This window comes from Nostoc sp. UCD121 (genome assembly GCF_014222285.1).
Classification (GTDB): domain Bacteria; phylum Cyanobacteriota; class Cyanobacteriia; order Cyanobacteriales; family Nostocaceae; genus Nostoc.
This window is the reverse complement of the sequence record NZ_JACKZS010000027.1, coordinates 17,938-30,322: the sequence shown is the minus strand read 5'-3', so window position 1 is coordinate 30,322 and position 12,385 is coordinate 17,938. Positions and strand designations below refer to the sequence as shown.

The following is a 12,385-nucleotide window of genomic DNA, read 5'->3' as shown; positions in this document are numbered from 1 at the left end:
ATCTCGCCTAACCTTGAGGGATAGTTAACGTTTGTAACCACAGCTTAAGCTCTATTAATAACAACTTAAGCGTAACTTATAAGAACTTGAACGTTTATACCTACAGTTTCTTCTGTGGTAACTAAATAATTTTTTGAGGGAAAGTCTTTAGTGTGGTGACAAATTATCATCCAATACTAACAATAGTTGCTCATGAAATCGTCATTCTCTCTAAAAGCGATCTGCTCTCCCGATTTTTGTCGAAAAACTTGATTGCTCTTTATTTAAAATATCAAGAGCGATCGCAACGATGTGTTACACGGTTAGGCACTAGCGTTAGCGCTGCATAGTTAGACCCAACGAGTTCGATAGCACAGAGCGCATACCCTGTACCGTCTGACGCATCTGCTGTAGCTCCTCTATTGTCTGGTGAACGATCGGATTCGCTGCCCCCTGTCCACCGTATGCGCTGCCAGGTATCCGCCCCACAGTGATGAAGTAGATTTGGTTCGGTGATGCTTTGTACACAAGCCCACCTGAACGTCCAAAGTTGGCAAGCTGGAAGGTCTGATACGGAATGTAGTAGGTGACACCACCCTCACGCTGACCCGACTTCTGGTTGCGCCTGCCCTCAACGCGCTCTCGTGCTTGAGTAGCATGTCCAGCTGCCTCCTCTTCCGTTCGTCCCAATCCGATGGTGGTGTCGATTTGCACGGTGAGCACATCTACATCGCCCAGTAAACCTGCGATGATTGAGTAACCCTGTCCGCCTTTCTGACGGTCGGCAGCAGCGCCTAACTGGTCTAGCGAGTTGCGTAGTGTGTCGCGAGCCTGTAGATACTCTCTCATTTTGGCTTCAAGGATCTGTAGCGCGTTGAACATCGCCGTTTGCGCTCCGCGCAGTTGGGATACATTGACGCTGATCGCGGCCTCGCGAGTCTGGGCATTTGCCTGAGCGATCTGGGACTCTATCTGGTTGGTTTCCTCACGGTACCACTCTTGGCTGATTGCTGTGGCGATGGAATCCGGGCTAATGGTGTCCAGTGCCTGCTGCCCCAAACTAGTCAACCCTTGACCTAAGGTATTACTGGCAGCCGCCGTTGCTGCTGTACCCATCCCTGCTACACCGCCGATTGCTGACAACACCTTTAGTCCGGTTGACAGTCGGCTCTGCATTGTCGAGACCCTGGCCGAGATGGCGCTCCGCTGGGCAGCTAATTCCGGGTTCGCCTCGCGTGGGATGATGCCGGAGTTAAGGTTACTCAATGCAGAATTCAGCTCGTGTACAGCTTGCCTAGCATTACCCTGAGCAGCATTGAAATCGTTGCCTTTCTGTATCAGGGTGTCGTGATTCTGCTGTACATCTAAACGCATTGTTTCAGCGTTGCCTCTGACTCCCCCTGCCGACTCCTGAGCGCTTCTAGCACCAGTGGCCGCACCGACAATCTGCTCGGCACGGTAGGACGCTGACTGGTTAGGGTCTACAACCCCCATAGCTTCAAGGTGAATCATTTGCCCTTCAACGCGACCATAGTCTAATCGGACTTGCTGCAACTGTTGCTGAAAGGTCGAGAGCGTCCGGCCCTGCTCGCCGATATTGACAAGGTAGTCCGATAGCGCCGCGATCGCTGTTTCATTGGCGGAGATTTCGTCCCCGGAGACGGTACCAGTGCGCCCGCCGTTCTGCATGTTCTGGCGGTATCCTTCGATCTCGGTCATTTTGCTTTGTGCAGCGCTTCCGTCTGAGATATTGTTGACCTGCATCGCTGGCGGTGGTTGCTGCTGCATCTGCTCACGTTGGTCTTGCTCACCAAAGTCGGCGAAATCCCTCAGGTCTTCGGCCTGATCGCGCTGGATACTATACCCCTTCTGCTGCACTACATGAGTTAACTCATTATTTTCTGGTGACTTCCCTGACCCAAAGTAAATATCACTTTGAGTCTGTTCTTTTGGTAAAATCTCCCGTTGCACAGCAGAATCAGGCATCGACATGACTTGATTTGCCATCATCTCAGCTTCTTGCTCATACTGGTCTCCTGGTTCTCCAACCGTGAGTTTTGCCTGTGGACGACGCAACGGTATGCTACTAATGTCGTGACTAAGGGGCTTTTCTTTGAGCGCCAAGGATTGCTCATCCGCAGATTGCACCTCTTGAAGGTCTGGTGCTACCTCAGTTACTGTTTGGGGCACAGTAGTATTGATTTGTGAACCAAAGCCGCGGATTGGATTCGCTAGTGTCGGAGTATCTTGCGAGGCAAGGGAAGGATTCGTAAAACTAGATGCGGCTGATTTCTTACGCCCAATTATGCGATCGCTCATCTCACTCTACCTTGGATATCACAAGGCTTGTTTTTGAAGCAAATTATACACTTTATCTAATTGCGATCGCTATGGACTTAAGTAGAGATTATTTTGTAATGCGATCGCACTAATAATTTCCTAGCTTTCCTTTGACTGCACCACCGATGCGGGCTGTTTTTAACTGTGCTTTAAAGTAGCTTCGCCAATAGTCACAATCTGCGGGGTGAGCAAAATACTGCTCCACAACTTTATCAATTTCGGCAAGTTGTTGTGTCGAGGGCGTACCGCCAGCATCAACGACATCCCAAGATGCCGCAACTTTCTGCCCAATAGCAATTGAGGCTTGCTTTGCTAGTCCGGTTGCCAGAGGTGCTAAGTAAGTGGAGATGTGGTTGTGTCCGTGTTCATCATCAGTATGATCGTGATCGCCATCTTTGCGATCGTGATCGAGTCCTTCATCTGGGTTGTCAGCTTTACTATCTTTAACCGGATTTTTGATATCGTCATGGTCTTTAGCTATTTCTGTATGGCTCGGTGGTGTATAGCTCTTTGGTGCAATTCCTTCCTTGGGGCCGTTTTCATCATACAGGTCACTCACACCGCCTAATTTGCCAGGTGTACCTGTACCGGACTGTTTCTTCTTTTTCTGGATGTTAGTTTCTTCACGAATTTTCGCGATTACTTTATTGATCTTGGCGACGATTCTGGTAACTGCTGCATTCCAAGCTGCACCTAGGGTGTCTTCTAGGAGTTTATTAATTTCCTCTTCCAGGCTTTCGATTGCAGCAGCTATCTTTTCACCAATTACCGGAATCTTCTTGGCAGCTGCCTTAATCAGCTTCAAGGGGTTATTTTCGTAAGCCCACTGATATGCTGTTCGCAAAATATGACTCTTACCCTCGAAAGCTTTAGCAGCCGCTTCCAACTGAGTGTTAATATTGCGAATGCCTTCAGCTAAACTATCGGCTGTCCCTTGAATTTCACCCGCGGCCGTTTTACCTGCTCCTTCTAGTGCTTTTTTGTCACTATCAAAATAGTCCTTATCGCCGCCTAATTTCTCGTTGGCGCTATTGAGTACATCTAAAACCCCAGAACCCAAAGAAGCCCCTTTTTTGACTGCACTAGCACCCAAATCGCCTGCTTTTTCTGCGATCGTGGCGGCAGTAGGTGCTAGGGCTGAAATGGTAGGAATTGCTTTGTTAATCAATGAGCTGACTGTCTTTCCTAAAGCCGAGAAATCTGCTGGATTGGCTTCATCCATTTCCATATAATCGAGACAAGCCATAATCATTTCGTTGGGGCCTTTCTTCGATTTGTCAAAGGGATTCATCTCTTTGACTTTATCAGCCACTTCTTCTAAAACACTAGCAGCTGTATCTGTCAGGTTGAAAGAACCAGTGGTCATCACTTCCCGCACTTGTTTCTCACCACTTTTACTAGTTGCATTGGGATTTACCAAATTTTTCTGCTCAGGGCTGCCATCGGCTTTATTGGCATGGACTTGCGTATTTAAAACCTGATCTTTATTTAGTGTTTCAGTCTTTTTGTTCCCCTTACCGTCATCCTCAACAACAACTTCCAAGCCGCCTTCTCGAATTAAAATGTTGATGCCAATCTCACAGAAATTAGAGTGAGCATAAAAGTCTTGCATCGTGTGGATACCACTGGAGAATTCCCGTGGTCCTAGTCCATCTTCTTTTTTCCGTCCCAAATTTGCTGATTGACGCAGCTTACCGGTTAACCATTTCTTACTCGTATTCATATAACGTGGAATGGCACTTTCATCCACCTGGAAGGCTTTGGCATCCTGGGGATTCATAATTTTGCCTTTGGTTTCGGTGGCTGCATAACGGCGATCGACATTGGCATAGCCTTTATCGCTGGGCCCCTCAGTACCCTTGAGCTTACTAGTCACACCAACATCTGGATTGGTCGGATTGGTAAAGTCATTTTGGGGATTTGCTGGATCAACCTGGTTAAAAACGTCGCTACCCCGCAGATCCGTAGGGTTGTCAATATGCTCAACAGGATCGTATGTTCCAAATTCTGCGGGTTTAAGTCCACGCCCAAATTCTTTGATTGCCAGAATGTTGAGGATGGGCATAATCCCTTCGGCTGTGAGCAATGCTACTGTTCCAGGAGTCAGAGCTTGAGACATATCGCGTTCCCAGTTTCCCATACGTCCCTTGCGCGCCTCGTCTGCATTCAACCCCATCCCGTGGAGTGCTTCTTCTGTCATCCCGGCGTGACCTGTGCCCCCCTTGTATTGCCCAACACCTTTGTCATCTTTGACAATATCAGTAGTGCCCTGAGCAAATCGCATGATTTTTGTGGGTGCAGCCGCGATCGGCATTACCTTGGCTTGCACTGTGCCCATTTGCTGCACTACATGAGTCAATTCATGGGCAGTCAACGCATCCTTTGCAGGAGCTTTCCCTGCACTAAAGTAAACATCCTGGTTGTGCGTAAATGCCTGAGCATTCAAATCCTGATTCATCTGCACCGCTTCGCTGCCTGTATGCACTCGCACTTGACTAAAATCGGCACCAAAGCGCGGCTCCATAAAGCTTCGGACTTCATCCGCTAACGGACTTCCTCCACCTTTACTACTATTGAGCCGACTCTCAATATTATCCCCAGCCTGCAAACCACCATCCGTAGCCAGTTGCAATGAAGGCTTGGTTTGTATTTTCTCTTGAGTCTGCTCTTCTAGTGCTATCTCTCGTTGCACAGCAGAATCAGGCATCGATATGACTTGATTTGCCATCATGTCAGCTTCTTGTTCGTATTTGTCTCCAGGCTCACCAACAGTAAGTTTTGCCTGTGGACGACGTAATGATATGCGACTTATGTCGTGACTAAGGGGCTTTTCTTTGATCGCTTCTGGTTCTAATAATTGCCCATCAGCAGACTGTGCCTCTTGAAGGTCTGGGGCTACCTCAGTTACTGTTTGGAGTGGGGCAGTATTGATTTGTGAACCAAAGCCGTGTATTGGGTTCGCTAGTGTCGGAATACCTGGTGAGGCAAGCGACGGATTCGTAAAAGTTGATGCGGCTGATTTCTTACGCCCAATTATGCGATCGCTCATCTCACCCTACCTTAAGATTCACAAGGCGTATTTTTGAAACGAATTATACACTTTGTCTAATTGCGATCGCTATCGACTTAAGTGGAAAGTATTCTGTAATGCGATCGCTCATCTCACTTTTAGCTATACTAATACGACAAAAATTGCTTAAATTTTAGCGATTGTGCCACGAAGCTCGTCTTATTATCGATAATAAAAGTAACCCTTCAGCAATTTCCCATTGTACTCTATTAGTAAATCGTAACAATATTTTTAACTATGACTACACAAACACTACCTCCACCAGAAGTTTATCAAGGTCAGTTTGGGGAATTTACAATTACTCAGAGCGATCGCACTGGCGTAATTATCTACCGCGCTGGCTTAATGATAGCAGCCCTCAGCTTTGCTATAGGCAGCGCTTTGATTTTGTTCAACAATAACCCGACTGTTGTAGCTGCACTTACACCTTTATATGCTTGTTTTAGTCTCGCTCTTGGTGTAAGTTTATTTACCATTCATATCTACATGGCATCACTGCATCGAATGTTGCAAATTTTTTGGGCGATCGGTAGTATGGCATCAGTTATTCTGGCAATCTCTAGTACTGAACCTTTAGCTCTGACTGTTTACAATCAACCTCTCACCTTATTTGGGGTTGGTTTTATTTTCGTTGCTTTGACAGGGATTTATTTTAAAGAGGCTTTTTGCTTCAATCGCTTAGAGACTAAAGTATTAACCCTAATAGTACCGCTACTGTTATTAGGACATTTAGTGGGAATTTTACCAACTCAGGGCGAAAGTGTTTTATTAGGAATTTGGGCAGCGTTGTTTTTGATATTTGCCCTGCGAAAGACAGTGCAAGCAATTCCTGGTGATATTGGAGATAAATCTGTATTTACTTACTTGGAAGAACAACGTCTAGCTAAAATTTAATGCAGGCAAAAAACCGTCGGCGTAAAAATTTTCCAAAAATCAAACTAATAAAACGCCAAGAAATGTGGACACTTACGGCTCAGGGGTGGGCGATTGCGATCGCTTTGATTGCTTACTTAATATTTTTTGCTATTACTCATGTACACTCATTTCTCGCCGTGACTTCCCCGATTAAATCAGCAGAAGTATTAGTTGTTGAAGGATGGCTACCAGATTATGCCATACAACAAGCTTTAACTGAATTTAAAAACGGTTCTTATGATCTAGTAATTACTACAGGAGGATCGATAGAAAAAGGAAATTATCTTAGCGAATATAAAAGCTTTGCAGAAGTATCAGCCGCTACCTTCGAGAAACTCGGTTTAGAATCGGAGAAGGTAGTAGCTGTTCCGACACCAAACGTAATAAAGGATCGTAGTTATGCATCTGCTGCTGAATTTTATCGCTGGCTATCCGATTCCAATTTAAAGCTACAATCAGTTAATGTTTTTTCTTTGGATGTTCACACCCGTAGGAGTTGGTTGCTATTCAGAAAAATACTTACACCTAAAATCCAAGTTGGTGCGATCGCAGCTAGAACTCATGATTACGATCCAAACAAATGGTGGGTTTCTAGCCAAGGTGTGCGAACAATTATTGATGAAGGCATCGCTTATATTTATGCGCGGTTTTTGAATTGGAAAGCCTAAAGGTGTAATTCGTAATTCGTAATTCGTAATTCGTAATTTCGAGTTACGAATTAGGGACTTCCAAGCAAAAAATATTTAACTTAACGAGGGCTTTTAGCAATACACAAAATCATATTATTTTTCCAGTATTTGTAATAATGCTTGTCGATAAATTTTTAGACCCTCAGCATTGAGATGGTCGCCATCACTCGTCAAATTTTCTTTAAGAACATTATTCTCATACAATGGTGCTAGCCCTGCTGCTGCAACTGGCACTTTTTCTTTTTCAGCGACTTGATTAATCAGAACATTTATTTGTTCAACTTTAGGAAGTGGGGCTGATACAGTTGGATCTAAGCTGGCTGCAACTGTTGAATAAAAAGCCGGAATCAGAAAAATCTCTTTATTTCCCATTGTTCTAACAAGCGTGATCGCCTCTTGGAGATTTTTGCTAAACAACTCATCACTAATTCCATACCAAGCATCATTCCCACCTACGGCAATAATAGCTTTTTCGCATTTAACTTTAGTAGGAATTAAACTTTTTAGTTGTTCTAGTAAAGAGATTGTGCTTAAGCCATTTAACCCAAAATTAAAAGTACCACTCCCAAGGGTATTACCAAGCCCAGCCGAAATAGAATCGCCAAATAAGCAACCTGAAAACTGTTTATCTTGGGCGGCGAGTATTTGATATTGCAGTGCAATTTTTCCAAAAGATGAAGAAATTACATTGTCTTTTGGTGGTGCATCAGCAGAATTAGAAGATGAATTTGCTAGTCCAACTAGCTTAGAAATTTTTGACACATCAACAACTAGTTGATTACTAGGATATGCTTCTAAAAAGCTGATTAATCCTAGACCTTCTGGTGATTTTGCTCCGATGATAATGGCAGAACGTAGGGCTTGTATACTGGCTTGATCGCGGCGGGCGATCGCACCAGAAGCAAAAGATAAAATTTGCTTGCCCATTCCTGTATTTAGCAGTTTATCTAAAGCCACAATATCAAGCGACATTTTCACTTGAAGGGCTTCTTGAAACTTCTCTTTCTCTTTAGCGCTGAGGTAATCTAAGAAAGATTGCAAATCGCTAGAAGCCTTTTGTGTCTCGCCATAGTTGCGTATATCTGCTACCGGGATCGATTGCTCAAACAATCCGTATCTGACAGTAACTTTCTCGGCTGCCAAACTAGGCAATAAACCAAGGCCACTATGCACCAGTAAAAATATTAAGCACCCAGATAGGCTTATTAAAAGACGATAAAAATATTTCATCACAGAAGATAGATAAGAAGATAGTCAATAGTTAATAGTCAAGAGTCAAGAGTCAAAAGTCAAGGGGTTAGTCATTTGTCATTAATTATTCTTCCCCTGCTCCCCATCAACCTCATCCCCATCAACAAACCAATACGGTTCGGTTAAGATCCCCCAGCCTACGGCGACTCCCTTAAAAAGGGGGTAAATAGCAGCAAAAGCCCCCTTTTTTTAAGGGGGGTTGGGGGGATCTCCGAGAGCCAAACATACTAACCGAACCGTATTGATCAACAAACAACCCCAATTTGGGAATACTCAATCGAGTAGGCGTGAGGATGGTACGGTGGTAGAAGAAAGCGCATATTGGTTAGCTTGGGCGCAAATTTCGGGAATTGGGCCGGTATTATTGCGACGGCTGCAACAGCATTTTGGTACGCTAGCAACAGCTTGGAACGCTACCAAGGTGCAGTTAGGAGAAGTGGAGGGTTTTGGTTTTCAGACACTAGAAAAAGTAGTACAACAGCGATCGCGTTTGCACCCAGAACAACTATTCACCAAGCATCAGCAAGAAAATTCCCATTTCTGGACACCAGCAGATGCAGATTATCCCCGCTTACTGCTAGAAACTCCGAGTCCACCGCCGATTTTGTATTATCGCGGTGAAGTTGAACTCCAAGAAAATCTCGGACAAAAACCGATGGTTGGGATTGTCGGCACACGCCAACCCTCAGAATATGGCATCCGTTGGACTCGCCAAATTAGTACAGCTTTGGCTAAAAATGGCTTTACCGTCGTTTCTGGGATGGCTGAGGGAATTGACACAGAAAGCCACAGTGCTGCAATGAAAGCAGGTGGACGCACGATCGCAGTTTTGGGAACTGGTGTAGATGTTATCTATCCACATAAAAATCGGGATTTGTACAAGCAAATTTTGACGGCTGGATTAGTTGTGAGTGAGTATCCCACAAAAACCCCACCCGATCGCACGCACTTTCCCCGCCGCAACCGGATTATTGCAGGTTTAAGCCGCGCTATTTTGGTAATGGAAGCGCCTTTAAAATCTGGTGCGTTAATTACAGCTACCTACGCAAATGAATTTGGTAGAGATGTCTATGCTTTACCTGGAAGAGTGGACGATCATCCATCTCAAGGGTGCTTAAAGTTACTGAGTCAGGGAGCAAGTTTTATTCTTAAGGAACTAGACGAACTGTTAACAATGCTGGGAGCAATACCACAAATTGATGGAGTTGAGGTTTCCACAGCGCCAGAAAAGTTAATGCCAAGTTTATCGCCAGAATTGCAAACGGTAATGGATGCGTTTACAAGTGATGCTTTACCCTTCGATTTTATTGTCCAACAAAGCGGCATGGCTGCTGGCTCAGTTTCCGGTGCTTTGTTGCAGTTGGAACTTATGGGTTTAGTTTTGCAATTACCAGGAATGCGGTATCAAAAAAGTTAAGAGTTAAAAGAAAACTATGTATGAATTAAAGGAGATTGTAAAGCATAGAGAAGGTATTTACCCAAAAGATTTTTATTGTCTGCTCGGAGCAGCATAATCCTCTGTCCCATACAACGTGTAAGGTGCAGTTTTGTTGTGACAGTTAACTACTTTAGAACAAGCTTCTATTGCAGCAGCCCACACCCAACTTCCAGGCAATTCTATTAATTCATCACTCATGTAAACTACAAACTCTCTAACTCTTGTACAAACTTTTCTAAAGTTAACTTCTTCCTCCGTGTTCTCTGTGTATCTGCGGTTTATAAATCATTTATTTAACCACAGAGGCGCAGAGAACGCAGAGAAAAGAGGTTAAAGAGCAACTTAATAAACCCTAGCTTTCTAAAGGGGATAATTAGACTTGTGTGTCTTTAGAGGAGAGGTGTTAGAGACTTTTGCAACAAATCTAATGACCAATAACTAATCAATTCATAAGTTCATTACAACAATTGTTGCAATCATTTAAACGTTTCTTATACATTGAAGAGTATTTGTTGCAAAGTATTAAGTATTTGCTGCAACTGATTATACCTTTGCAAGAAATACTTAAGCGTTTCTTATACATTGAAGAGTATTTGTTGCAAAGTATTAAGCGTTTGCTACAACGGATTATACATTTCCAAGAAATGCTTAAGCGTTTCTTATATATGGAAGAGTATTTGTTGCAAACGTTGGAATTTTGGCAATTAGTGTTTGAATTTGAGCAATGACTATTTGGTTAATAGTTTCGGGTATAGCAATCCGATTTGATTTGCAAATAGAAATTGTAACTTTAATTGCGATCGCCAGCCTCTACGGGGTATAATTTGCGGTTTGCAGCGCTTGCGTAGCGCTAGTTCCCCCAGCCCCCTGTCTTATCCAAACGATACGCCGACCTACTTATCTTGGAGGATAATACTGAGGATTCATAACTGGAGGCTGATAACCATTTGCCGGTACAGTACTTCCCATCGCATTAGGTACAGGACTGATAACAGGGGGCTGATAACCACTCATGGGTAAAGTACCTGTGGTACTGTTGGGTAAAGCAGGATTCCCAATCTGCGGCTGATAACCATTTGCAGGTATAGTGCTTGTGGTACTGCTGGGTGTAACAGCATTTTGGCTAAACTCTTGGTAAGCAGCACGAGAAATTGAGCTAATCAGTTTTTCGGCGCGAGGGTCGTTTTCGGGGCGTTGTACCATAACGCTAGCTATATAGCGCTTGCCAGTGGGAACAACAATTAAGCCTGTATCTGCCAGCATAGTACCGATATCGCCCGTTTTGTGGAATGCTCTTGCCCCTGTTCCCAAACCTGATGGTAGTAAAGTGTCCCTTTGGGTGCGACGCAAGATATCGAGCATGAGATCGCGTGATGGCATACTAACTAAATTCCCCTGGCTCACAATAGCCATCAAATTCGCCAATTCTTTGGGACTAGTAGTATTTGTCCCTTGCAAATCTGGCAGGTTATTACGAATTGTTGTGGTTGTCAATCCCCAAGTGCGGAAACGCTGGTTTAACGCCTCTATCCCTCCTAGTCGAGCAATCAGCATATTTGTCGCCGTGTTGTCGCTGATTGTAATCATTTTAGTGACGACTTCCAGGGCATTGTACTTGGTTCCGGCTGGTTTTGACCCCATATCTCCAGAACCGCCAGCTACCATATCCTGTTGCATGGTCAGCATTTCATCAAGGCGAATTTTCCCCGCATCCACATCCTGGAAAAAGGCAAGTAGGATCGGCACTTTAATTGTGCTTGCTGCTGGAAAATTGTTAGAGCCGTTGACATCTACATAATTGCCAGTGTCCAAATCTACCAAGAAAACACCGGGTGCAAGATTTGGGTAGTTCGCTGCCAAATTTTGCACAGCATTTTTCAAGGAGATAATTTCCTGGGATAGATATAAGCTCGAAGATGCAGTTGGGGGAGCTTGGGTAGGTTGTGGCTGCGATCGCGCCATATTACTATTAGATTGAGGTGCAGAAGTTGTACTGATGCGATTAGCCGGGTCTAATACTGACAATACCGTGCCCACAATTGCACCCATCCCAATACCCACAATCAACAAGCGCACAACATACAACATAGTTTTGGCCATTGGCTTTAATCGCGTTTTCCGCGATGAAGGCAGGCCTCTTTTTGGTTTTTCCATCCGCACTGTTTTCACCATTACAGCACCTGGTCGAAAGGGAGGAATTTTCCCCTTTACAGTTGGTATTGGTTTTACTGCCGTTGGCATGACTAATCCCGATTTTACCCTACGTGTAGTACCAGGGGTTGGGGGGGGAGCAACGCCTTTTTTGGAGCGTGCTAGCGCCGCTCCTCGTCCATTGGCAGCTTGCTGCTGGCTATTAGCTTTAACTTTCTTTTGCGCCACTTTTTGAACTTTTTGTGGACGTTGGCGGCGATTTAGGGGTTGTCGCCGCGAGAAAGCTGTTAGTTCGTCACTTGACTCTGACACAGTTACTCCTTGTGACCGACTTGACTGAAGAGGTAGGGGGCAGGGGGCAGGGAGCAGGGGAGCAGGGAGCAGAGGGTAGGGGAGACAAATGGAGAGATTTATTCAATAATTCTCCCTTGTCTTCCTTGTCCCCCTTGTCTTCCTTGTCTCCCTTTCCTCTTCTCCCTTTCCTCTTCTCCCTGCCCCCTGCCCCCCTGCCTCTTCTCTGACCCAAAACTTAATCTTTAAGCAATATTAATA

Annotated in this window: 11 protein-coding genes; 6 read left to right on the top strand and 5 right to left on the bottom strand. The window is 44.7% G+C overall.

Annotated elements, in window-relative coordinates:
- Positions 1–152 precede the first annotated feature (152 nt).
- The gene (locus tag GNF10_RS08625) at positions 153–329 is read left to right on the top strand and encodes a hypothetical protein (RefSeq protein ID WP_185580275.1); all 177 of its coding nucleotides are present in this window, start codon (positions 153–155) and stop codon (positions 327–329) included.
- Here the strand turns inward: GNF10_RS08625 and GNF10_RS08620 are convergent.
- Complete coding sequence (locus GNF10_RS08620; RefSeq protein WP_185607139.1) at positions 316–2,103, bottom strand: hypothetical protein; 1,788 nt, start codon at positions 2,101–2,103, stop codon at positions 316–318. The two genes, GNF10_RS08625 and GNF10_RS08620, sit on opposite strands and share 14 nt — an antisense overlap.
- Positions 2,104–2,258: 155 nt before the next feature.
- Here GNF10_RS08620 and GNF10_RS08615 point away from each other — a divergent pair, with 155 nt between their 5' ends.
- A complete protein-coding gene (locus GNF10_RS08615) occupies positions 2,259–2,411 on the top strand; it encodes a hypothetical protein (RefSeq protein ID WP_185580277.1) in 153 nt (50 codons plus the stop codon).
- Here the strand turns inward: GNF10_RS08615 and GNF10_RS08610 are convergent.
- Positions 2,408–5,368: a DUF4157 domain-containing protein gene (locus GNF10_RS08610; protein WP_185580278.1), complete on the bottom strand. Its 2,961-nt coding sequence runs from the start codon at positions 5,366–5,368 to the stop codon at positions 2,408–2,410. The genes GNF10_RS08615 and GNF10_RS08610 overlap by 4 nt on opposite strands.
- A 258-nt stretch (positions 5,369–5,626) precedes the next feature.
- Here GNF10_RS08610 and GNF10_RS08605 point away from each other — a divergent pair, with 258 nt between their 5' ends.
- Positions 5,627–6,283, top strand: coding sequence for a DUF2301 domain-containing membrane protein (locus GNF10_RS08605; RefSeq protein ID WP_185580279.1), 657 nt, complete (start codon positions 5,627–5,629; stop codon positions 6,281–6,283).
- Positions 6,283–6,972: an ElyC/SanA/YdcF family protein gene (locus GNF10_RS08600; RefSeq protein ID WP_185580280.1), complete on the top strand. Its 690-nt coding sequence runs from the start codon at positions 6,283–6,285 to the stop codon at positions 6,970–6,972. Before GNF10_RS08605 ends, GNF10_RS08600 begins: the two co-directional genes overlap by 1 nt.
- Positions 6,973–7,086: 114 nt before the next feature.
- Here the strand turns inward: GNF10_RS08600 and GNF10_RS08595 are convergent, their stop codons facing one another.
- Positions 7,087–8,166 carry an alpha/beta hydrolase gene (locus GNF10_RS08595; RefSeq protein WP_311774139.1) on the bottom strand — a complete coding sequence of 360 codons (1,080 nt, stop codon included), beginning with the start codon at positions 8,164–8,166 and terminating at the stop codon, positions 7,087–7,089.
- Between the two features lie 379 nt (positions 8,167–8,545).
- Between GNF10_RS08595 and dprA the strand changes: the two genes are divergently transcribed.
- Positions 8,546–9,661: a DNA-processing protein DprA gene (gene dprA, locus GNF10_RS08590; RefSeq protein WP_185580284.1), complete on the top strand. Its 1,116-nt coding sequence runs from the start codon at positions 8,546–8,548 to the stop codon at positions 9,659–9,661.
- Between the two features lie 72 nt (positions 9,662–9,733).
- Here the strand turns inward: dprA and GNF10_RS08585 are convergent, their stop codons facing one another.
- Entirely contained in the window at positions 9,734–9,880 is a 147-nt protein-coding gene (locus tag GNF10_RS08585; protein ID WP_185580282.1) for a hypothetical protein, read from the bottom strand.
- Positions 9,881–10,152: 272 nt separating this feature from the next.
- On the opposite strand from GNF10_RS08585, the gene GNF10_RS08580 reads away from it, so the two are divergent.
- Positions 10,153–10,410, top strand: a complete 258-nt coding sequence (locus tag GNF10_RS08580; RefSeq protein WP_185592119.1) for a hypothetical protein — start codon at positions 10,153–10,155, stop codon at positions 10,408–10,410.
- A 169-nt stretch (positions 10,411–10,579) separates the two neighbouring features.
- Here the strand turns inward: GNF10_RS08580 and GNF10_RS08575 are convergent, their stop codons facing one another.
- A complete protein-coding gene (locus GNF10_RS08575; protein WP_185580283.1) occupies positions 10,580–12,145 on the bottom strand; it encodes a serine hydrolase in 1,566 nt (521 codons plus the stop codon).
- Positions 12,146–12,385 lie beyond the last annotated feature (240 nt).

Coding starts and splice junctions, on each gene's coding strand:
- GNF10_RS08600 (WP_185580280.1), top strand. CDS start 6,283: ATGCAGGCAAAAAACCGTCGGCGTAAAAATTTTCCAAAAATCAAACTA.
- GNF10_RS08605 (WP_185580279.1), top strand. CDS start 5,627: ATGACTACACAAACACTACCTCCACCAGAAGTTTATCAAGGTCAGTTT.
- GNF10_RS08610 (WP_185580278.1), bottom strand. CDS start 5,368: ATGAGCGATCGCATAATTGGGCGTAAGAAATCAGCCGCATCAACTTTT.
- GNF10_RS08585 (WP_185580282.1), bottom strand. CDS start 9,880: ATGAGTGATGAATTAATAGAATTGCCTGGAAGTTGGGTGTGGGCTGCT.
- GNF10_RS08615 (WP_185580277.1), top strand. CDS start 2,259: ATGCGGCTGATTTCTTACGCCCAATTATGCGATCGCTCATCTCACTCT.